Origin of the sequence: Arthrobacter sp. StoSoilB5 (genome assembly GCF_019977235.1) — a bacterium.
Classification (GTDB): domain Bacteria; phylum Actinomycetota; class Actinomycetes; order Actinomycetales; family Micrococcaceae; genus Arthrobacter.
Genome location: NZ_AP024646.1, coordinates 1,762,440 through 1,783,381 on the forward strand (window position 1 = coordinate 1,762,440; position 20,942 = coordinate 1,783,381).

The window sequence follows — 20,942 nt, forward strand, 5'->3', positions numbered from 1 at the left end:
ATCATATGCAATTAAGCGCCGACCGTGTTTCGGTTGTTATCGATGGAAAGGCCGTTTTGAACTCTGCTTCCGTGAAAGCGGAGCCAGGCCGCATGCTCGTACTTGCTGGGAAGAGCGGCAGCGGTAAGACGACGCTCTTGAATGTTCTTGGCCTGTTGGGTCGAGTCGGGACGGGCAGCGTACTAGTAGGCGGTCAGGACGCCACTACATGGAACGATGCCCGGCGCCGCCGGTTTTGGCGGGACCACGTCGCTTTCGTTTTTCAGGACTACGGGCTCATTGAAGAGGCCAGTGTTGACTACAACGTGACTGTCGGGCGTAGGGGTCTTTTCGGGCTGCGTCAGCCAGAGCTCGATCGCGTGGAGCAGGTCCTCGACCACGTCTTGCTTTCGGGTCGGGGGAAGGAGCAGACTGCCAGGCTAAGTGGTGGTGAGAAGCAACGCGTTGGATTGGCCCGAGCGATGTTCCGCGGGGCAGATGTAGTCCTTGCCGACGAACCAACAGCGTCGTTGGATCGAAAGAATCGTGAATTAGTGATCAACTTCCTCATAGAAGAGGCTCGGCGCGGCGCAACGGTCGTCGTAGCCACCCACGATGAGGATCTCATGGCAGCGGGCGACGACCTCGTCCGTCTGGGTGGGGCGTGATGCAGAGCCCTGTGTTCGAGCTGCTAAGGCTCAACGGACTGCTCATTTCGGGCGCCCGCCTTCAGGAGCTTGGGCGGCCCGCCCAGGACCGGGCGCTCCATTACGCCCGTTCCAAGGATCGGGAAGAATTCATTGCTGGCCGGGTTGCGCTGCGGCATTTGGCCGCTTCGCTCCTCGACGTGGATCCCGCCCGGCTCGTGCCTGACTACGTCTGCCCACAGTGCGGTCACGGCCAGGACCACGGACGTCCAGGCTTCATGCTCGACGGCGCCCCCGCGCCTCTAGCGCTGAGCGCGTCCAAAGCCCAGGGCTGGTTGCTGCTGGCCGGCGTCGTGCATCCGACGCCGGCCCTCCGGCTGGGAGTGGACCTTGAAGCGACTAATCAAGCGGCGTTCGAAGGCTTTGATGATGTTGCCTTGACCCCGGGGGAGAAGCACTTCCTGAAGACTATGCCGGAAAATCAATGGACCGTGCAGCGCGCACGCTTATGGGCGCGCAAGGAAGCCTGGTTGAAGATGACCGGGGAGGGCCTGAGGCGCGACCCGGCAGATCTCGATGTTCTGGACCTGCCCGGCCTCTGCGACATCCCCAGGATCCACGAAAACGGCCAGGAACTGCCGGAGGGGTTTGTGGCGGCGGTGGCGGTTTCCTAGCCTTGCGGCAAAGGCGGGAGCGTTGCTTCGTAGAGCCAGGGGCGCAGCAGAGCGGCGGCGTCGAAACCCGGGATAAACGAATCGGCCGCTTCGATGAAGGACGCTGTGGAAATTGAGCCGTGGCGGTTAACGGCAGTCCAATGCTGCAGGAAACCGAAGAACGCCTCATCCCCGGCCGCGATACGCAGCGCATGAACAGCCAAAGCCCCGCGCTTGTAGACCCGATCGTCGAACATCAGCTCCGGACCGGGGTCACCAACCAGCAGGTCCTGTGGACCGCCGTCGAGCTTTTTCCACGCTGCCAATGCCCGATCGGCCACCGTCATCGTGCCCGACTCTTCGGACCACAACCATTCGGCGTAGCAGGCGAATCCCTCGTGCAGCCAAATGTCTTTCCAGGTGCTGACAGTGAGGGAGTTTCCAAACCATTGGTGGGAAAGCTCGTGGGCGATCAGTCGCTGCGCATCCCAGGCATCACGCATGTGGTTGCGTCCGAAAATGGACACGGTCTGGGCCTCAAGGGGGATTTCCAGCACGTCTTCCGTCACCACCGACGTGTACTCCGAGAACGGGTAGGGGCCGAAGCAGTCCTCGAAGGTCTGCATCATGTCCGGCTGGCGTCGTAGGCCCCAGCTGGCGTCCTCGGCCATGCCGGGCGGAACCGCGGCGAACTGGGGCACGCGGTGGTGGGTATCATCCGGGTTGAGGGGAATCATGCTGTAACGGCCGATCTGCACCGTGGCGAGATAGGTGGCCATGGGCTCGGAATGCTCGTAGACCCAGGTCTCGCGGCTTGATTTTCGTGATCGGGACACAAGCTGGCCGTTGCAAACAGGCCGGTAATTGTCATCGGTGGTCACGGAGATCCGGAACGACGATTTACTGCGGGGATGATCGTTGCAGGGGAACCACGACGCCGCGCCGTTGGGCTGTCCAGCCACCAGGACGCCGTCGGTCAATTCTTCCCAGCCGACCTCGCCCCACAAGCCCCGGCGCGGTTGCGGGTTGCCATCATAGCGGATCTCCACGACGAAGGACTGGCCCGCCTTCAAGGGAGACGCAGTTGCGACCACAAGGTGCTCGGCGCGTTGGCTGAACTTTTGGACCTTCCTGCCATCCACTTGGATTTTGGATGCCCGCAGGCCCACCAGGTCCAGGACTATCTGCGTCAATGGTTCCAAAGCCGTGCAACTCAGCACCGCTTTGCCGATCAGCTTGTTGCTGCCCAGCCTGACATCGAGGTCCAACTCGTACCTGTCCACGCGGTAGCTGGTGCTGCCGTGGTCCAAGGTGTATGGGTCGGCGTTGGTCGCGGTAGTAGTTATCGGTGCCGTCATGGTCTGCCCCAATCTACTTGAGTCGGACGGACGGTGCTGCCGGACCCTCCCAAGGACTCACGGGGTTTCCCATCCAATAGGTGCCTGCCGGCACCGTTTCGCCGCGCATGACCAACGACGCAGGACCAACGGTGCCGCCGTCGCCAATGCTGGCGGCAGGAAGAATGACACCGTGCGGGCCCATGGTTGCGCCGTTGCCCAATGTCACGGTGTCGATGCTCATGACCCGGTCGTGGAAAAGATGGGTCTGGACCACACAGCCCCGGTTGACCGTGGAATTTTCGCCGAGCGTTACGAGATCGGCCTCGGGGAGCCAGTAGCTTTCGCACCACGTTCCATGGCCAATCTTTGCGCCAAGGCCGCTCAGCCACCACACCAAGGCAGGGGTTCCTGCGGCCGAACGGGCGAACCACGGTGCACTGACCATTTCGATGAACGTATCCACAACCTCGTTGCGCCAAATGAACGAGCTCCACAAGGGGTGCTCACCGGCGCGAATGGTGCCTACCAGTATCCACTTGGCAATGATGGAACTGAACGCCGCCACCGCTCCGGCAGCCAGGACCACCACACCGCCTAGAAGTGCGGCCAGCCAGTAACTCCAGCCTCTGGCGATAGCGTCGAGAACCAGCATGACGCCGACGCCGATTGCCACCGTGAGGATGACCGGCACCAGTCGGCACAATTCCCAGAGACCCCTGGCCAGCTTCAGCTTCAAGGGTGGCTGGAACGTGAGGCTCTGATCGGCGTCGACGGCTGTGCGGCGCAGCCTGACAGGTGGGCTGCCGAGCCATGAGGTGCCGGACTTGGCTTTGGCCGGCGTAGCGGACAACACGGCGACGAGCGAGTTCTTGGGCACGTTGCGGCCAGCCGCCGTCATACCCGAGTTGCCCAGGAACGAGCGTTTCCCGATCTTGGCTGGCGCGATCTTCATCCAGCCGCCGCCGAGCTCGTAGGAGGCCACCATGGTGTCGTCGGCGAGGAAAGCTCCATCGCCGATCGTCGTCATCCTGGGCACCAACAGCACAGTTGATGCCTCTACGTTCTTGCCCACTTTGGCCCCCAGCAGGCGTAGCCACACTGGAGTGAAGAGGCTCGCGTAGATGGGGAAGAGCAGATCCCTCGCCATGTCCAGCAACCGCTCGGTGGCCCAAACTTGCCAGCCAATGCGGCTTCGGACCCGGTAGTAGCCTTCCTTGAGTCCCAAGCCTAGAAGCCGGGTAACAACCAGGATCAGGATGAGGTTGCTGAAGAACCATGCGAGGGCGGCAAGCGGCAACGCCATGGTGATCTGCGGCAAGGCTTCTCCGAGAGACCCATGCCCACGGACAAAAGCGAGGATGACCAAAGCACCGGCGAAGGCGGACACATAAGGGATCAAGGCCAGAACCGCGGAGCCGGTGGCGAATGCCGAGAACCACAAGCGGGCCACGATGGGGCGTCGGCTACTGGGCTCCGGCCAGTCGTGTTTTGCTTTTCCGAGGCGTCCTGCCGGGGAGCCAGCCACGAGGTGCCCAGCCTTCACCTTGCCCAGCACTGCAGACCCTGCTTCGACGTGCGCCCCAGCGCCGATGGTGGCTCCGGGCATAAGGGTGCTTCTGGATCCCACCACTGCTCCTGCTCCAACATGTATTTGGCCGATGTGGACTGAGTCGCCGTCCACCCACCAGCCAGAGAGGTCCACTTCGGGCTCTATATTGGCGCCACTTCCCAAGGACAGCAGGCCGGTTACCGGCGGCAAAGAGTGCAGGTGGACATCCCGGCCGATCTTTGCGCCGAGGGCACGTGCATAATAGGGAACGAACGGTGCGCTGGCCAGGCCAATAGCACCGGAGAGGTCCTGTATTTGCTCAGCCAGCCAAAGCCTTAGGTGCGTTTTGCCGGATCGCGGATATGTTCCTGGCCCGACCTTGCCCAAGAGGATTCGGGCAGCCACCACCGAGATCGCCATGCGGCCCAGCGGACTGACAAAGACCAGCCAGGACGCCGCGATCCACCACCAGGAAACAACGGGGGCCGCGGTGAATCCACCGAAATCGGCCAGCAGCTGGTTGGCAGCCATGAGGTAGGTCAACCACCGCATGCCTACCAGGATGTGCAGTGGTACCCCCATGAGGATCTGGAAGATCTGCGACTTGAACGCAGTGGGCCGTACGGTGCGCTCCGCAGCGGGACCGGGCATGCCGCCGTCGGGAAGCGACTGCCGGGCAGTGTCTATCAGTGCACCGATCCGCGGCGTGGCGTAGATGTCCGCCACGGTGATGAGGGGGTAGCGAAGACGCAAGGCGGAGACAAGCTGTGCTGCTGCCAACGAGCCTCCGCCGTACGCGAAGAAGTCCGCGTCGAGGGAGCCCACCGGGCTGCCGAGGACCGATTCCCATTGCTCCACTATCCAGCGGGCATCATCTGGCAGATTCAGTGGTGCGTTGCCGGCCTCCATGGCGCTGGCTCCGGCAAGCGGCCACGGGAGAGCATGTCGATCCACTTTTCCACTGGTCTTGGTGGGCAGCGAATCCACAATGGTAAGCAAGGGGACCAACGCCGCCGGAAGGCTTTCGCCCAGTATCCCACGGACTTCCCCGAGGTTTAGCTCGACGCTATCTGCAGGAGCCAAGTACCCCACCAGGATTTGGTTACCTGCCGCCGTCGTTTGCACAGCGGCCGCAGCACCTGCCACTCCAGGAAGGGACTGCAACGCGGCATCAATTTCGCCCAGTTCGATCCGTCGCCCACCCAGTTTGACCTGTTCGTCGGCCCTCCCGATGAAGACCAGCCCCTCGGCCTCGAAGCGCACAAGGTCCCCGGACCGGTAGGCGCGTTCCCAGCCCAGGGTCGGCATGGCTGCATACTTCTCAGCGTCCTTGCCTGGATCCAGGTATCGGGCCAGTCCGACTCCGCCGATGATTAATTCCCCAATATCGCCTTCGGCCACCGGAACGCCGGCGGAGTCGACGACGGCGAGGTCCCAGCCGTCCAGTGGCAGCCCGATTCGAACGGGACCGGGTCCGCCCAAGGGAGCCGCACAGGCGACAACAGTGGCCTCGGTAGGCCCGTAGGTGTTCCAGACTTCACGGCCCTCGACGGCGAGCCGTTCGGCGAGTTCAGGCGGGCAGGCCTCCCCACCAAAGATGAGGAGGCGCACATTCTCGAGGGCTTCGACTGGCCACAAAGCAGCGAGGGTCGGCACTGTGGAAACAACGGTGATGCCGTGGTTGATGAGCCATGGGCCCAGATCCATGCCGGTCCGTACAAGGGCGCGTGGAGCCGGTACCAGGCAGGCACCATGCCGCCAGGCCAGCCACATCTCTTCGCAGGAAGCATCGAACGCAACCGATAGGCCGGCCAGAACCCTGTCCTGCGGGCCGATCGGATCGGCCTGCTGGAAGAGACGGGCTTCGGCGTCCACGAAAGCGGCGGAGGAGCGGTGCTTGACGGCTACGCCCTTCGGCGTGCCCGTGGAACCGGAGGTGAAGATGATCCACGAGTCGTCATCCAGCCCGGGTTTTCCCGGTGCAGCCACAGCCTGCCGTCCCACGCCAACGAGCTCAATGGCCAGGCCGGCACCAACCACGGCTCCGACTTTGGCTTCGCCGAAGACCAACCGGGCGCGCTCATCGGGGTCGTCCGCATCGACCGGAACATAGGCAGCTCCGGCCACGAGAATCCCCAGGATGGCGATGTAGAGCTCATTGGTACCCGACGGGATGCGGACGCCGATCCTCTGCCCTCGGCCAAGGCCAGCGATATTCAGCTCCCGCGCGAACGTGCGGACTGCTGCAAGCAGTTCGGTGTAGCTCAGTGACTTCCGGCCATCGTCCAGTGCGGAGGATTCCGGAAAAGCTGCCGCGGTCGCTTCGAGGATATCCACCAGGGTCCGCTGGGCCGGTGCTGCAGACGCCCCCGGAAATTGGGGGCGGTAGGTGGCCAAGGCATGCATGTTCCCGGCCACGGCAGAGTGTTCTGTGCTCACGGGGTCAGCTTTTCGCAGGAAAGTGAACAAAAGGTGTCTGACGTTTCCTGCCCGTCACGGTTTGTTGCACGAGTGTTCGCTTTGCCGTCACAGCTTGCTGGACATAGCAGCTCCATCAGTGAAGCAGGCTGATCAGGGAAGCAGGAGGACCTTCCCCGTGGTGAGGCGTCCTTCAAGGTCCCGGTGCGCCTGCGCCGCTTCGGCCAAGGAGTAGGTAGCGCCGACGCGAACCGCCAGCGTACCGTTCGCCGCGGCCTCGAAGATCTCAGCTGAACGCCAACGCCGCTCGTGCGTGTTCTGGACGAAATGGCCCATCGTGGGGCGGGTCAACGACAGGGACCCGCCGGAGTTCAGGCGTTGGGGATCGAACGGGGGGACAGGGCCTGAGGCTGCGCCGAAGAGGACCATGGCACCCCTGATGCGCAGGCTTCGCAGGGAGTCGTCGAACGTATCCTTGCCTACGCCGTCATACACCACATTGACGCCCTCGCCATCGGTGAGTTCGCGGACCTTGTCCGCGAAGCCTTCATAGCGCAAGACTTCGTCGGCGCCGGCGAGCTTGGAGAGGTCGGCCTTTTCGTCGGAAGAAACCGTCGTGATGACCCGAGCCCCGCGCGCCTTCAACAGTTGGGTCAGCAGCAGTCCCACACCCCCGGCTCCCGCGTGCAGCAGCACCGTGTGCCCGGGTTCCACGCGGAAGGAGGAGTTCATCAGGTAGTGGGCGGTGATACCCTGCAGCGGCAGGGCGGCTGCGGTGTGATCATCGACGCCGGCCGGTACGGGGAGCGCCTTCGAGGCGTCCACCAGCGTGTAGTCGGCGTAGGTCTTGGAGCCTTCGGCCGTGGCAATCCTGTCACCGACGGCGAAGTCCTCCACGCCCTCACCGATTGCTTCGATCGTTCCGGCGGCTTCCGCGCCTGGGGTGAAGGGGTAGTCAACCTTGTAAGTGCCTCGGCGCTGGTACGTCTCAATGAAATTGACCCCGGCAGCTGCGACCTTGATCAGCAGCTGCCCGGGACCTGGTGCAGGTGGCTCCACGGAGGTGTATTCGAGGACCTCGGGTCCTCCGGGTTGCTGTGCAACGATGGCGTGCGTCATGGTGGCTCCTTACTCCGGGGCGGTCCTTCCGGTGCCCGGTTCCAGGATCCATCCTATGAAGGATGCCGCCTTGGGTAGGGGAGGCCTAGAAGCGTCCGTGCGTCGAAGCGACGGGGCAGTCGAAGCCACGTCCGGCTGCCAGGCCAACTTCATTCAGGTACCTGACCACGATGCCGTAGGACTGAATCAGCGAGGTTTCGGTGTAAGTAATGGAGTGTTTGGCGCAGAACTCGCGCACGATTTTTGTGGCCTTGTACAAATGGGGGCGAGCCATGTCCGGGAACAAGTGGTGCTCCACTTGACGGTTGAGCCCACCCAGGAGGAAGTCCATGAAGAGGCCACCGGAAATATTGCGCGAGGTCAGGATCTGGCGGTTGAGGAAGTCCACGCGGCTGTCCTTGGGAAGGACTGGCATGCCCTTGTGGTTGGGGGCAAACGAAGCACCCATGTAGAAGCCGTAGACCATGATCTGGACGCCGAGGAACGCAAACGCCATACCGATGGGCAGGAAGGTGAAGGCGAGGACCGGAAGTGCTGTAAGACGGGCAACCAGGATAGGCGTCTCCACCCAGCGGTGGCGTACCTTCTGCTTGCCGAAGACAAAGCGAAGAGAATCGAATTGCAGGCTCAGGCCAAGAAGCATCAGGAGCGGGAAGAAGAACCAGCCCTGCTTCTTGGTCAGGAAGGCTAGGCGCCCCTTGCGTTCCGCGGCTGCATCTTCGTAAAACACCAGAGCATTGTTCCGGATGTCAGGATCCTTGGAAATGACGTTGGGATGGTTGTGGTGGGCACCGTGCTTTTGCTCCCACCAGGAGTAGCTGATGCCCGCGATTCCTGTGGCCAGAAGGCGCGCGGACCAATCGTTGGCACGACGGGAAGCGAAGATCTGCTTGTGTCCGGCCTCATGGGCAAGGAAGCTCAACTGAGTGCAGAAGATACCCACGGCGGCAGCGATCAGGAGCTGGAACCAGGAATCACCCAAGAGGGCGAAGCCTGTCCAGGTGGCGGCCATAAGGATCATGAGGGCTACGAAGAGCCAGATGTAGAACCCGCTGCGCCGTTCAAGGAGCCCGGCAGCCTTCACGCTCTTAAGGAGCTCCGAATAGCTTTGAACAACGGGGTTTGGCTGAATTGCGCGTGTCTTGGGGCGCTCAGTGGTGGACGTGGGTGCCATATATGTGCCCCGTATCGCTAACGGGCAACGCTGCAGCCGACGTTCGGACTGCACGGTCTGGATCACCCTCCACTAAGCATACGCTGTCCGCACTAACCGATGTGACGCCGTGCACCTGCCAGAAGACAGCAGCACTTGCCAGAAGACGGCATGCATAAATATCGGCAACCATGAATAGTTTTGCTGTACAGTGGAGCTATGACTATTTCTGTTGCCGTCTCCGGTGCCAGCGGCTACGCCGGGGGAGAAGTGCTGCGCCTGCTTTCAGGCCATCCGAACGTCACTATCGGTGCGATCACTGCGCACAGCAACGCCGGTACAAGACTAGGGGAGTTGCAGCCGCATCTCCACGGTTTGGCCAGCCGGATTTTGGAAGACACCACCGTGGAGAACCTGTCCGGGCATGATGTCGTGTTCCTGGCCCTCCCGCATGGCGCCTCTGCCGAGATCGCTGCGCAATTGCCGGAAGGCACAGTAGTCATCGACGCCGGTGCGGACCACCGCCTGCAGGACGCCGCTGCGTGGGAAAAGTTCTACGGCTCGGCCCACGCCGGGACGTGGCCGTACGGCCTGCCCGAGCTGCCGGGCCAGCGCGACGCCCTCAAAGGCGCCAAACGTATCGCCGTTCCCGGCTGCTACCCGACGTCGGCCCTGCTTGCCTTGACGCCAGGCTTCGCCAGCAATCTCCTGCTGACGGACGACGTCGTGATTGTCTCAGCGTCAGGTACCTCTGGGGCTGGCAAGGCAGCAAAGGTCAACCTGATCGGCTCCGAAGTCATGGGTTCCATGAGTCCGTACGGTGTTGGCGGCGGTCATCGCCACACGCCGGAAATCGAGCAGGGACTCTCCAACGCCGCGGGTGAGCCGGTCACCGTTTCGTTCACGCCGACCCTGGCTCCCATGGGCCGCGGCATCCTCACCACGGCCACGGCAAAAGTCGGGCACGGAGTTACTTACGCGGAACTGCGCCAGGCCTGGACGGAAGCCTATGACGACGAGCCGTTCGTCCACCTCCTTCCCGAGGGCCAGTGGCCTACCACCAAGTCAGTGCAGGGTTCCAACCACGCAGTCATGCAGTTGGCCTTCGACCAGCACACCGGCCGCGTCATTGTCACGTGCGCCATCGACAACCTCACCAAGGGGACCGCAGGCGGAGCCGTGCAGTCCATGAACATTGCCCTCGGCCTGGACGAAACCGCCGGCCTGAACCTCCAGGGAGTTGCACCGTGACCATTACCGCCCCCAAGGGATTCCGCGCTGCAGGCGTCAAGGCCGGCATCAAGGCCTCCGGCAACCCGGACCTGGCCCTCGTGGTCAATGACGGTCCGCTTAAGGCTGCTGCTGCCGTTTTCACGTCCAACCGAGTGGCTGCCGCGCCCGTCCATTGGTCCCGCCAGGTGGTCAGCGATGGACGTGTGGACGCCGTAATCCTGAACTCCGGCGGTGCCAACGCCTGCACCGGTCCGCAGGGATTCCAGAACACCCACGCCACGGCCGAGAAGGTGGCGGACGTGCTGGGCGTCTCAGCTTCCGACGTCGTGGTTTGTTCCACTGGCCTCATAGGCGAGCAGTTGCCCATGGACAAGATCCTTCCGGGTGTCGAAGCCGCGTTCCGGGAGCTGTCCGAGGACGGCGGCGCAGCCGCAGCCACGGCGATCATGACCACGGACAGCGTCTCCAAGGAAGCCGTCTTCACTGGAACCGATGCTGAAGGCAAGCAATTCACCGTTGGTGGCATCGCAAAGGGTGCCGGCATGCTGGCACCCGGCCTCGCCACGATGCTGGTAGTCCTCACAACCGACGCCGAGGTTCCGGCGGATGAACTCGACGTCGTCCTCCGCGATGCCACGCGTGTCACGTTTGATCGCGCAGACTCTGACGGTTGCATGTCCACCAACGACACCGTGGTGCTGATGGCCTCGGGTGCCTCCGAAGCGCTGCCCTCTGCGGAGCAGCTGAGCGAGGCCATCACGAAGGTCTGCGCCGAGTTGGCCCGTAAGCTCATCGGCGATGCCGAGGGCGCCAGCCACGACATCGCCATCCGTACGTTCAACGCAGCCAGCGAACGCGACGCAGAGATCGTCAGCCGCGCTGTTGCCCGCTCCAACCTCTTCAAGGCGGCGATCTTCGGCAAGGATCCCAACTGGGGCCGGGTGCTCTCGGCAGTGGGTACCACGGATGCCGTGTTCGAAGCTGACCAGCTCAACGTCTCCATGAACGGCGTGCAGATCTGCCGCAACGGCAGCATCGGCGATGACCGCAACCTGGTGGACCTGGAACCGCGTGAAGTGCTCGTCGACATCGACCTGCAGGCCGGCGACGCCGAGGCAACCATCTGGACCAATGACCTCACGCACGACTACGTGCATGAGAACAGCGCTTACTCGAGCTGAGCGGATGACTATGACTGCGCACACCCGGGAAACCACGTCGATGAGCGATGCCCAGGACAAAGCGGGCACACTCATCGAGGCACTGCCCTGGATCCAGCGTTTCGCTGGAACCACCATGGTGATCAAGTACGGCGGCAACGCCATGGTCAACGATGACCTTCGCCGAGCCTTCGCCGAAGACATCGTGTTCCTCCACCACGTGGGAATCCACCCTGTGGTGGTTCATGGCGGCGGCCCCCAGATCAACTCCATGCTTGGCCGCCTCGGCATCGAGTCCGAGTTCAAGGGCGGACTCCGCGTCACCACTCCGGAAGCCATGGATGTGGTTCGCATGGTTCTCACCGGTCAGGTGGGACGTGAACTCGTGGGTTTGATCAATTCGCATGGTCCCTATGCTGTTGGCATGTCTGGTGAGGATGGCGGCCTGTTGCGCGCCGTGCGCACCGGAACCGTTGTGGACGGCGAGGAAGTGGACCTCGGCTTGGTGGGCGAAGTCGTGGGCGTGGATCCCGCCGGTATCAAGGACATCCTCGACGCCGGCCGCATCCCCGTGATTTCCACGGTCGCTCCGGAAATCCTCGATGACGGGAACGGCTCCGGTCCCACTACTGGCCAGGTCCTGAACGTCAACGCAGACACGGCGGCCGCAGCTGTCGCCTCGGCGTTGGGCGCCACCAAGCTCGTCATCCTGACCGACGTCGAGGGCCTCTACGCCAACTGGCCGGACAAATCGTCGCTGATCTCTTCGCTGACAGCGTCCGAACTCCGCGAGATGCTGCCCAAGCTTGAGTCGGGCATGATCCCCAAGATGGCCGCCTGCCTGAAGGCCATCGACGAAGGCGTGGAACGCGCGCACATCGTGGATGGCCGGCTGCCGCACTCGATGCTGCTGGAAACCTTTACGACCGCCGGCATAGGCACCCAGGTAGTACCTGATGAGGAAGTGACCGCATGAGCACCAACAAAGCAGAATTGGTCGAAACCCCTGCCGATGCCATCACTGGCCACAGCACCGGGAGTGACTGGCTCGCACGTTATTCGACGTCGCTGATGGGCGTCTTCGGCACGCCGCAGCGGGTCCTGGTCCGCGGTGCGGGTTGCCTCGTGTGGGATGCCGACGGCAAGGAGTATCTGGATCTCCTCGGTGGCATCGCCGTGAACGCCCTGGGCCACGCCCACCCGTTCGTCACCTCGGTGATCTCCAGCCAGCTCGCCACCCTGGGACACGTCTCCAATTTCTTCACGAGCCCCACGCAGATCGCGTTGGCCGAGAAACTTCTGGCCATCACCAACGCTCCGGCCGGATCCAAGGTCTTCTTCGCGAACTCCGGCACGGAGGCCAACGAGGCTGCATTCAAGCTCGCAAGGCGCAACAGCGAAGGGCCCGCAGGCAAGCGCACCAAGATCATTGCCCTCGAAGGCGCTTTCCACGGCCGCACCATGGGTGCCTTGGCACTCACGGCGAAAGAGGCCTACCGGACTCCTTTCGAGCCGCTGCCCGGCGGTGTGGTCCACATCCCGTTCGGTGACATCGAAGCCCTGCGCTCCGCCGTCGACGATTCCACAGCAGCCGTCTTCCTTGAGCCGATCCAGGGCGAAGCTGGTGTCCGGCCGTTGAGCGCCGAGTACCTGCGGGCGGCCCGGGAAGCAACCAGCAAGGCCGGTGCGCTGCTGATCCTTGATGAGGTCCAGACAGGGATCGGCCGGACCGGCAAGTGGCTCGCCAGCGAAGACGCGGGCATCGTCCCGGACGCCATCACGCTGGCCAAGGGTCTTGGTGGTGGCTTCCCCGTTGGTGCGCTGATCACTTTCGGAAGCACGACGTCGGCCCTGCTCACCGCCGGACAGCACGGGACCACTTTCGGTGGAAACCCCGTGGCGACCGCGGCTGCCCTTGCCACGCTGCATGCGATCGAGAGCCAGGGCGTTCTTCAGAATGTGCTGGCCGTCGGAGCGCACTTGCGTGACGGACTGGCCGAGCTTGATTCCGTCACTGAAGTACGCGGCGAAGGTCTCCTCATCGGATTCGACGTCAATGCCGATATAGCGCCTGCCATGGTGACGGCGGCGTTGGAGGCAGGCTTCATAATCAACAGCCCCGGGCCCCGGACCATCCGGCTTGCGCCTCCGCTGATCCTCACCATCGAGCAGGCAGACCGTTTCCTGGCTGCGCTGCCTGAGCTGATTGCAACGGCTACGGCCCAAACTGCTAAGGACTCACAGTGACTACATCCACCACCACCCGTCACTTCCTCAAGGACACGGACCTGAGCCCAGCCGAACAAGCTGAGGTCCTTGAGCTCGCGGTACGCATGAAGGCCGCTCCGTACAGCGTCCAACCCTTCGCTGGCGAAGGCAACGGCCGCAAGACTGTCGCCGTCATCTTTGACAAGACCTCCACCCGAACCCGTGTTTCCTTTGCCACGGGCGTTGCGGACATGGGCGGCAGCGCGCTCATCATCAACCCCGGCGAAGCACAGATCGGCCACAAGGAATCCGTGGAGGACACTGCCAAGGTCCTTGAGCGTATGGTCTCCACCATCGTGTGGCGGACCGGGGCCCACTCGGGCCTGGTCGCCATGGCCGAGAACTCCAAGGTACCGGTCATCAACGCCCTGTGCGACGATTACCACCCATGCCAGCTCCTCGCTGACCTGCTGACGGTCAAGGAGCACAAAGGCGAACTGAGGGGCCTGACCATGGCCTACCTCGGTGACGCCGCCAACAACATGGCGAATTCCTACCTTCTTGCTGGCGTAACGGCTGGCATGCACGTCCGTATTTCCGGTCCCGTTGGCTACTTGCCGGCGGCGGAAATCGTAGAAGCGGCTGAAGCGCGCGCAACGGAGACGGGCGGCTCCGTCCTCGTCACGAGTGATGCAGCCGAGGCACTTAAGGGCGCCGACGTCGTGGCAACTGACACTTGGGTGTCAATGGGCCAGGAAGCGGAGAAGGAAGCCCGGATGCAGCTCTTCCGCGACTACTCAGTGGACGAGGCAGCCATGGCGCAGGCCGCGCCGGGCGCCGTGGTTCTTCACTGCCTTCCGGCGTACCGGGGCTATGAAATATCCGCAGGCGTCATCGATGGCCCGCAGTCAATCGTCTGGGACGAGGCGGAAAACCGACTCCATGCCCAGAAGGCACTCATGGCCTGGCTGATGCACCGTTCCGGACTCGCGTTCGTGGACGGCCTATCTCCCGTTGAAGGCACTGGGGAGAGCACGTTCTAGTGTCCACGAATCCGTCGGTTCCGGGCGCCAGCCCGGCCACCAAGACCGCACGCCAGGCGCGTATCACCGCGATCCTGACGGGTGAGTCCGTGCGTTCCCAGGCAGAGCTTGCAGCCCTGCTGGCGGACGACGGCGTTCAGGTCACCCAAGCCACGCTGTCCCGCGACCTTGTGGAACTTGGCGCGGTCAGGGTTCGCGGCAAGGAAGGCGCACTGGTCTATGCCGTTCCCGGGGAGGGCGGTGACCGTAACGCTAAAAGCGGCGTCACGCAGGAAATACTGGACGCGCGGCTCTCCCGGCTATGCGGTGAACTGCTCGTAACGGCTGAGGCTTCGGGCAACATTGTTGTCCTGCGAACACCTCCTGGGGCCGCGAACTTCCTAGCACTCGCCATCGACCACTCGGTGATGCCGTCGGTATTGGGTACGATCGCAGGCGACGACACTTTGCTGCTGGTCGCACGGGATCCCGATGGCGGGGCAGAACTGGCGGCGCGTTTCCTGCGCATGGCCGAAGAAGCCGGGCCTGGCAACTAATTGATCTTTTTCAGCATTGATTCACACAGCATTGATTCGAATGAACCAAGCAACAACAAAGGAGCACTCTCGTGACTGAGCGCATTGTTCTGGCCTACTCCGGTGGCCTCGATACGTCCGTAGCCATCGGCTGGATCGGTGAAGCCACCGGCGCCGAGGTCATCGCCGTGGCCGTCGACGTTGGACAGGGCGGCGAGTCCCTGGAGACCATCCGCCAGCGCGCCCTTGGTTGCGGCGCCGTCGAAGCCTACGTTGCCGACGCCCGCGACGAATTCGCCAACGAATACGCCATGCCGACGCTGAAGGCCAACGCCCTGTACCAGGGCCACTACCCGCTGGTGTCCGCCATTTCGCGTCCGGTGATCGTCAAGCACCTGGTGAAGGCTGCCCGCGAGTTCGGTGCTACCACCGTCGCTCACGGCTGCACCGGCAAGGGCAACGACCAGGTCCGCTTCGAAGTCGGCATCCAGACCCTCGGCCCGGACCTGAAGTGCATCGCGCCCGTCCGCGACCTCGCCCTGACCCGCGACAAGGCGATTGCCTTCGCTGAGGAAAAGGGCCTGCCGATCGAGACCACCAAGAAGAACCCGTACTCGATCGACCAGAACGTCTGGGGACGCGCCGTCGAGACCGGCTACCTTGAGGACATCTGGAATGCTCCCACCAAGGACATCTACGACTACACCGCCACCCCGGAGTTCCCGCCGGCGCCGGACGAGGTCACCATTTCCTTCGAAGCCGGCGTGCCGGTTGCCATCGACGGCGTGAAGGTCACCCCGCTGCAGGCCATCCAGGAACTGAACCGCCGTGCCGGCGCGCAGGGCGTTGGCCGCATCGACGTCGTCGAGGACCGCCTCGTTGGCATCAAGTCCCGCGAAATCTACGAGGCACCGGGTGCCATGGCGCTGATCACGGCGCACAAACACCTCGAGGATGTCACGATCGAGCGCGAGCAGGCCCGCTTCAAGGCCACCGTTGGCCAGCGCTGGGCCGAGCTGGTCTACGACGGCCAGTGGTTCTCCCCGCTGAAGCGCTCCCTGGACGCGTTCATCGAGGACACCCAGAAGTACGTCTCCGGCGACATCCGCATGGTGCTGCACGGCGGACAGGCAATCGTCAACGGACGCCGTTCGGACACCTCGCTGTACGACTTCGACCTCGCCACGTACGACACCGGCGACACGTTCGATCAGTCCATGGCGCGCGGATTCATCGAGCTGTGGGGCATGTCCTCCAAGGTCGCCTCGGGCCGCGACCTCCGGGTCTCGGGCGAGTAATGACGTCCGCAACAAATGAAGGTGCACTGTGGGGCGGCCGGTTCGCCGGCGGCCCCGCGGATGCGCTTGCCGCACTGAGCAAGTCCACGCACTTTGACTGGCGGCTGGCCCGCTACGACATTGCTGGTTCCAAGGCGCACGCCCGGGTGCTGGCGAAGGCCGGATTGCTGGATGACGCAGAGCTCGAGGGCATGCTTGCCGCACTCACCCAGCTGGATGAGGACGTCGCGAGCGGCGCCTACCAGCCCGCCGAGAGTGACGAAGATGTGCACGGTTCGCTGGAACGCGGCCTGATCGAACGGGCAGGCACACAGTTGGGCGGCAAGCTCCGCGCCGGCCGGTCCCGCAATGACCAGGTAGCCACTCTGGGCCGCATGTTCCTGCGCGACCACGCCCGCATCATCGCCAGTGGCGTACTCGCCACCATCGATGCCCTCGTCGAGCAGGCCAAGGCACACCAAGGTGTGGCCATGCCGGGCCGGACCCACTTGCAGCACGCCCAGCCCGTGCTCTTGAGCCACCACCTGCTAGCCCATGCCTGGGCACTGCTGCGCGATGTGCAGCGCCTCCAGGACTGGGACAAGCGTGCGGGCGTCTCGCCGTACGGTTCGGGTGCCTTGGCAGGTTCTTCGCTGGGACTTGATCCCGAGGCCGTTGCAGCCGATCTCGGTTTCTTCTCGGCAGTCCACAACTCGATCGATGGCACAGCCTCCCGCGATGTCTTCGCCGAGTTCGCTTGGGTGTGCTCGATGATCGGTGTGGATCTTTCACGGATCTCCGAGGAAGTCATCTTCTGGGCAACCAAGGAATTCTCCTTCGTGACCCTGCATGACTCCTACTCCACGGGGTCCTCCATCATGCCGCAGAAGAAGAACCCGGACGTTGCGGAGCTCGCGCGCGGCAAGGCAGGCCGCCTCATCGGCAACCTCACCGGGCTGCTCGCCACGCTCAAGGGACTGCCGCTCGCGTACAACCGCGATCTCCAGGAGGACAAGGAGCCAGTGTTCGACGCCGCCGACACCCTGGAACTGTTGCTCCCTGCCGTCTCCGGCATGATTGCGACGCTGAAGTTCAACACTGAACGCATGGAGTCGCTGGCCCCACAAGGGTTCGCGCTTGCCACGGACATCGCTGAATGGCTGGTCCGCCAGGGCGTGCCCTTCCGCGAGGCCCACGAGCTCTCCGGTGCTGCCGTCAAGCAGGCCGAGGGCCGCGGCGTGGAGCTGTGGGACCTGACGGACGAGGAGTACGCAGCGATTTCGGAGCACCTGACTCCTGAGGTCCGGAGCGTGCTCAGCACTGAAGGTTCGCTCAACAGCCGCAACTCGCAGGGCGGAACGGCACCAGCCGCCGTCGAACGCCAATTGGCAGCCCTCGAAGCTGAACTGGACGCTGCGCGCTCCTACGCCAGCTGAAACACCACGGGGCGGCACCTCGCAGGTATGCTCCAAGCATTTCTGTCGCGGGGTGCCGTCCCGCTGTGCGTTAACATGGCGCTATGACCGCAATCACAGCTCAGACGCTGCCTGCAGAGCTTCACAAAGCCGCTGACATTGTCACCCGTCTCCTCACCAAAATGGACGAAGCTTCCGTGCCGGAACCGTCCGAGCTCCCACGCTGGACCCGTGGCCACGTCCTTGCCCACATCGCCGGAATCTCGAACGCGATGGCCCGGCAACTGGAATTCGCGCGGCGCGGCGAAACGGTGGAACTTTACGACGGCGGGGTGGAGGGCCGTACGAAGGCGATCGAACTTGCCGCCGGGCACAGCCTCCAGGAACACAAGGAGTCCGTGGAAACCGCGTTGGCGCGGGCCCTCTCGGCGTTTGATGCTTTGGGACCCGACGACTGGGAGGCCCGCATCAGCTACCGGAACGGCACAGTCCTCGACGGCGGCCTGGCGCTGTGGCGCGAGCTCGTCATCCACGCCTCTGACCTGGGTTTGGGTTACGGACCAGAGACGTGGAGCCGCCCCCTGTGCGAGCACTTGTTCAATTTCCTCGAAGCACGGGTTCCGGAGACCTACAAATTTGTCCTCCAACCAACAGGACTACCGCAGCAAGTCATCGGCAGCGGGGGCACATCGATTGCCATCACGGGTATGCTCACGGACATTGCGGCATGGCTCGCTGGCCGCGAACCAAGCCTGGGAAGCCTGCGTGCCACCGCGGCGGCCGACGGAGTCGACCTGCCCGAGCTCCTTCCGTGGCCCGCGGCACAACCTGCGGCCCGCTAGTGTGATGCTCTCGCACTTCCTGTGGCGTTTGGGGTGATGCTCTCGCACTTCCTGACGCGTTTGGGGTGATGCTCTCGCACTTCCTGTGGCGTTTGGGGTGATGCTCTCGCACTTCCTGACGCGTTGGGGCTACGCCTTCTTGGGCTTTGCTGCCGCGCGCCACAAATGCATGGTGGCGTAGGACCGCCAAGGGCTGACTTCCCCGAATTCAGAGCTGAGGCCGGGACCCGTCGGGAGGGCTTTCAGCCCGTTTCTCACTGCGGCGTCGTTGCCCAGGAAAACGTCCGGCGCTCCCAGCACCCGCATGGCGACATACCCTACAGTCCAGGGCCCAACTCCTGGCAACGGCAGCAACATGCGCCCTAACCCTGCAACGTCGTCGCCGTAGCCGAACTCGAGGGCCCCTGTGGCCATCGCTTCGGCCACGGCAACGATGGACTCGATGCGGCGCTGCGGTCCCCGCAGCAGGGTGCGGCCGTGTTCGGCGAGTTCCGCCGCGGTCGGAAACAGGCGTTCCAAGCCGGGAAATCCGCCGTCGGCCGGGGATCCAACAGCGGACAATTGGGTCAGGGCCGTTCGGGCAGCAGCAACCGTGATCTGCTGGCCGATCATTGCCCTGACCAGCAATTCCTGGGGGTCGACGGCTCCCGGCACGCGAATTCCAGGAATCTCCTTGATGCTCCCTGTGAGCCGGGGGTCCATGGCCAAGGCGTCGTCGATCGCTTCTGGATCGGCGTCCAGATCGAACAACCTGCGCACACGACTCAACAAGACCGGGAGGTCGTGGAGGTCCACGACGCTGGCTGACAACTGCAATGGATTGCCCTGCCTTGAGGGGCTGTAGGCCACCGAGAACGAGGCGTTGCCCCGGGGGAGGCGGAGGGTTCGGGCATAGGTCCTGGTTCCATCGTGTCCGGTGCTTGCCGCCTCAATGCCCGGCACCGCACGAACTGCCAGGAAGTCGAAGATTCCCGGGTCGAAGGGCTCCCGATACGGCAGATTCAACGTCAGAGCCGCTGGCGTCCCGTCGCTTGCCTCCCCAGCACCCCGGCGAACGCCGGATTTCGCGCCCGTGGCACGTAACGCCGTCGGGGTCATCGCGAACACCTCTGCGATGGTGTCGTTGAATTGCCGCACGCTGTTGAAACCGGAAGCGAAGGCGACGTCGGCGAGCAGCATATCTGTCGAGACCAGCAGCGTCCTGGCCGTCTGCGCCCTGCTTGCCCGTGCCAGGGAGAGGGGACCGGCACCCAGTTCATGGCTGAGGATGCGGTTGAGTTGCCGTGCGGAGTAGCCCAGGCGGTGCGCGAGGCCGTCGACGCCCTCGCGGCTGATGACGCCGTCGTTGATGAGGCGCATCGCGCGGCCGGCGATGTCCGAGCGGATGTTCCAAGCCGGCGTGCCGGGGACGGCTTCCGGGAGGCATCGCTTGCAAGCGCGGTACCCGGCTTCGTGGGCAGCGGCCGAGGTTTCGTAGAACGTGACGTTCTCGGCCTTCGGCGTCCGGGCGGGGCACGACGGTCGGCAGTAGATGCCCGTGGAGCTGACGGCCGTGAAGAATTGACCGTCGAACCGGGTGTCCCGGGCGTCGATTGCCCTGTAGCGCTGCCAGAAGTCCATTCCTTCATCCTGCCAGCCGGCCCTCGCCACTGCTAGCGGAAATCGGACATGGCCGTTCTGCTGTTTTGCTAGTGTCTGGTCATGAGCTCGTCCATGGAGAACGGCAACGGCGTCAGCGGCCCCGAAGAAGTGCGTAGGTTCCTTGAGGGGGATCCGCGTGTTATCGCTCCGCTGATACTGGGCGCCGTGCTCAGCCACCATTCCGAAGCCGGCCCGGTCTCGGTCAGGCTCACGGAGGTGGAGGCGTATATGGGTCCACACGATTCCGAACACCCCGATCCCGGGTCGCACACCTTCGGCGGTCCCACTGCCCGGAACGCGCCCATGTTCGGACCGCCGGGATTCCTGTACGTCTACTTCACTTACGGCATGCACTACTGTGCCAATATCGTGTGCGGTCCCGAGGGCTCACCGTCCGCGCTGCTCTTGCGGGCCGGCGAGATTGTCGATGGTGAGGGCCTCGCCAGTGTCCGCAGGCCTGCCTCCAAAACGCACAAGGACTTGGCGAGTGGACCGGCACGGCTCGCCTCCGCGCTGGGACTCACGACGGCGGACACCGGGCGTGACGCTCTCGCCCCACCATTGGGCCTCTGGTTGCCCAAGACTCCGGCAGCGGCCGTGGCCAGCGGGCCGCGGGTTGGAGTGGCTGGTCCCGGTGGGAGTACCGACTATCCCTGGCGCTTCTGGATCGAAGACGATCCCACCGTGTCACGATACAAAGCAGCGCGGCCACGCAACCGCGCGTGAACTTTTGGGCCCTTGGTCCGCCAT

17 protein-coding genes are annotated in these 20,942 nt (G+C 63.7%); 12 read left to right on the forward strand and 5 right to left on the reverse strand.

Annotated features, from left to right (window positions below):
* Positions 1 to 5: 5 nt before the first annotated feature.
* Together LDN75_RS08045 and LDN75_RS08050 are read left to right on the forward strand one after the other, a co-directional pair.
* Positions 6 to 647 carry an ATP-binding cassette domain-containing protein gene (locus LDN75_RS08045; protein WP_223936612.1) on the forward strand — a complete coding sequence of 214 codons (642 nt, stop codon included), beginning with the start codon at positions 6 to 8 and terminating at the stop codon, positions 645 to 647.
* Positions 647 to 1,300: a 4'-phosphopantetheinyl transferase family protein gene (locus LDN75_RS08050; RefSeq protein WP_223937524.1), complete on the forward strand. Its 654-nt coding sequence runs from the start codon at positions 647 to 649 to the stop codon at positions 1,298 to 1,300. The genes LDN75_RS08045 and LDN75_RS08050 overlap by 1 nt, the downstream gene beginning before the upstream one ends.
* On the opposite strand, the gene LDN75_RS08055 is transcribed toward LDN75_RS08050, so the two are convergent.
* The 4 genes from LDN75_RS08055 to LDN75_RS08070 all read right to left on the reverse strand — a co-directional run bounded on the left by LDN75_RS08055 (position 1,297) and on the right by LDN75_RS08070 (position 8,879).
* Positions 1,297 to 2,637, reverse strand: a complete 1,341-nt coding sequence (locus LDN75_RS08055; protein ID WP_223936613.1) for a M1 family metallopeptidase — start codon at positions 2,635 to 2,637, stop codon at positions 1,297 to 1,299. The genes LDN75_RS08050 and LDN75_RS08055 overlap by 4 nt on opposite strands.
* A gap of 13 nt (positions 2,638 to 2,650) precedes the next feature.
* Positions 2,651 to 6,574, reverse strand: coding sequence for a Pls/PosA family non-ribosomal peptide synthetase (locus tag LDN75_RS08060; protein ID WP_223937525.1), 3,924 nt, complete (start codon positions 6,572 to 6,574; stop codon positions 2,651 to 2,653).
* 165 nt (positions 6,575 to 6,739) lie between these two features.
* Positions 6,740 to 7,705 carry a quinone oxidoreductase gene (locus tag LDN75_RS08065; RefSeq protein WP_223936614.1) on the reverse strand — a complete coding sequence of 322 codons (966 nt, stop codon included), beginning with the start codon at positions 7,703 to 7,705 and terminating at the stop codon, positions 6,740 to 6,742.
* A gap of 85 nt (positions 7,706 to 7,790) precedes the next feature.
* A complete protein-coding gene (locus tag LDN75_RS08070; protein WP_223936615.1) occupies positions 7,791 to 8,879 on the reverse strand; it encodes an acyl-CoA desaturase in 1,089 nt (362 codons plus the stop codon).
* Positions 8,880 to 9,077: 198 nt separating this feature from the next.
* On the opposite strand from LDN75_RS08070, the gene argC reads away from it, so the two are divergent.
* The 9 genes from argC (at position 9,078) to LDN75_RS08115 (ending at position 18,551) form a co-directional block, all read left to right on the forward strand.
* Positions 9,078 to 10,109 (forward strand): N-acetyl-gamma-glutamyl-phosphate reductase, encoded by a 1,032-nt coding sequence (gene argC, locus LDN75_RS08075; RefSeq protein WP_223936616.1) that lies wholly within the window; start codon positions 9,078 to 9,080, stop codon positions 10,107 to 10,109.
* The gene (gene argJ, locus LDN75_RS08080) at positions 10,106 to 11,272 is read left to right on the forward strand and encodes a bifunctional glutamate N-acetyltransferase/amino-acid acetyltransferase ArgJ (RefSeq protein WP_223936617.1); all 1,167 of its coding nucleotides are present in this window, start codon (positions 10,106 to 10,108) and stop codon (positions 11,270 to 11,272) included. Before argC ends, argJ begins: the two co-directional genes overlap by 4 nt.
* Before the next feature lie 10 nt (positions 11,273 to 11,282).
* Positions 11,283 to 12,227: an acetylglutamate kinase gene (argB, locus tag LDN75_RS08085; RefSeq protein ID WP_223936618.1), complete on the forward strand. Its 945-nt coding sequence runs from the start codon at positions 11,283 to 11,285 to the stop codon at positions 12,225 to 12,227.
* The gene (locus tag LDN75_RS08090) at positions 12,224 to 13,498 is read left to right on the forward strand and encodes an acetylornithine transaminase (protein ID WP_223936619.1); all 1,275 of its coding nucleotides are present in this window, start codon (positions 12,224 to 12,226) and stop codon (positions 13,496 to 13,498) included. Before argB ends, LDN75_RS08090 begins: the two co-directional genes overlap by 4 nt.
* Complete coding sequence (gene argF, locus LDN75_RS08095; RefSeq protein WP_223936620.1) at positions 13,495 to 14,502, forward strand: ornithine carbamoyltransferase; 1,008 nt, start codon at positions 13,495 to 13,497, stop codon at positions 14,500 to 14,502. Before LDN75_RS08090 ends, argF begins: the two co-directional genes overlap by 4 nt.
* Positions 14,502 to 15,038 carry an arginine repressor gene (locus LDN75_RS08100; RefSeq protein WP_223936621.1) on the forward strand — a complete coding sequence of 179 codons (537 nt, stop codon included), beginning with the start codon at positions 14,502 to 14,504 and terminating at the stop codon, positions 15,036 to 15,038. Before argF ends, LDN75_RS08100 begins: the two co-directional genes overlap by 1 nt.
* A gap of 71 nt (positions 15,039 to 15,109) precedes the next feature.
* Complete coding sequence (locus LDN75_RS08105) at positions 15,110 to 16,315, forward strand: argininosuccinate synthase (RefSeq protein ID WP_223936622.1); 1,206 nt, start codon at positions 15,110 to 15,112, stop codon at positions 16,313 to 16,315.
* A complete protein-coding gene (gene argH / locus LDN75_RS08110; protein WP_223936623.1) occupies positions 16,315 to 17,730 on the forward strand; it encodes an argininosuccinate lyase in 1,416 nt (471 codons plus the stop codon). Before LDN75_RS08105 ends, argH begins: the two co-directional genes overlap by 1 nt.
* A gap of 83 nt (positions 17,731 to 17,813) precedes the next feature.
* Positions 17,814 to 18,551: a maleylpyruvate isomerase family mycothiol-dependent enzyme gene (locus LDN75_RS08115; protein WP_223936624.1), complete on the forward strand. Its 738-nt coding sequence runs from the start codon at positions 17,814 to 17,816 to the stop codon at positions 18,549 to 18,551.
* 129 nt (positions 18,552 to 18,680) lie between these two features.
* On the opposite strand, the gene LDN75_RS08120 is transcribed toward LDN75_RS08115, so the two are convergent.
* Positions 18,681 to 20,171, reverse strand: coding sequence for an AlkA N-terminal domain-containing protein (locus tag LDN75_RS08120; protein WP_223936625.1), 1,491 nt, complete (start codon positions 20,169 to 20,171; stop codon positions 18,681 to 18,683).
* Positions 20,172 to 20,264: 93 nt separating this feature from the next.
* Here LDN75_RS08120 and LDN75_RS08125 point away from each other — a divergent pair, with 93 nt between their 5' ends.
* Positions 20,265 to 20,918 (forward strand): DNA-3-methyladenine glycosylase, encoded by a 654-nt coding sequence (locus tag LDN75_RS08125; RefSeq protein ID WP_223937526.1) that lies wholly within the window; start codon positions 20,265 to 20,267, stop codon positions 20,916 to 20,918.
* The last annotated feature ends 24 nt before the right edge of the window (positions 20,919 to 20,942 follow it).

Excerpts from the sequence above, each read along its gene's own strand:
- LDN75_RS08120 (WP_223936625.1), bottom strand. The coding sequence starts at position 20,171 with ATGGACTTCTGGCAGCGCTACAGGGCAATCGACGCCCGGGACACCCGG.
- LDN75_RS08060 (WP_223937525.1), bottom strand. The coding sequence starts at position 6,574 with ATGCATGCCTTGGCCACCTACCGCCCCCAATTTCCGGGGGCGTCTGCA.
- LDN75_RS08070 (WP_223936615.1), bottom strand. The coding sequence starts at position 8,879 with ATGGCACCCACGTCCACCACTGAGCGCCCCAAGACACGCGCAATTCAG.
- LDN75_RS08055 (WP_223936613.1), bottom strand. The coding sequence starts at position 2,637 with ATGACGGCACCGATAACTACTACCGCGACCAACGCCGACCCATACACC.
- argB (WP_223936618.1), top strand. The coding sequence starts at position 11,283 with ATGACTGCGCACACCCGGGAAACCACGTCGATGAGCGATGCCCAGGAC.
- argH (WP_223936623.1), top strand. The coding sequence starts at position 16,315 with ATGACGTCCGCAACAAATGAAGGTGCACTGTGGGGCGGCCGGTTCGCC.
- LDN75_RS08125 (WP_223937526.1), top strand. The coding sequence starts at position 20,265 with ATGGAGAACGGCAACGGCGTCAGCGGCCCCGAAGAAGTGCGTAGGTTC.
- LDN75_RS08045 (WP_223936612.1), top strand. The coding sequence starts at position 6 with ATGCAATTAAGCGCCGACCGTGTTTCGGTTGTTATCGATGGAAAGGCC.
- argC (WP_223936616.1), top strand. The coding sequence starts at position 9,078 with ATGACTATTTCTGTTGCCGTCTCCGGTGCCAGCGGCTACGCCGGGGGA.
- LDN75_RS08090 (WP_223936619.1), top strand. The coding sequence starts at position 12,224 with ATGAGCACCAACAAAGCAGAATTGGTCGAAACCCCTGCCGATGCCATC.
- LDN75_RS08050 (WP_223937524.1), top strand. The coding sequence starts at position 647 with ATGCAGAGCCCTGTGTTCGAGCTGCTAAGGCTCAACGGACTGCTCATT.
- LDN75_RS08065 (WP_223936614.1), bottom strand. The coding sequence starts at position 7,705 with ATGACGCACGCCATCGTTGCACAGCAACCCGGAGGACCCGAGGTCCTC.
- LDN75_RS08115 (WP_223936624.1), top strand. The coding sequence starts at position 17,814 with ATGACCGCAATCACAGCTCAGACGCTGCCTGCAGAGCTTCACAAAGCC.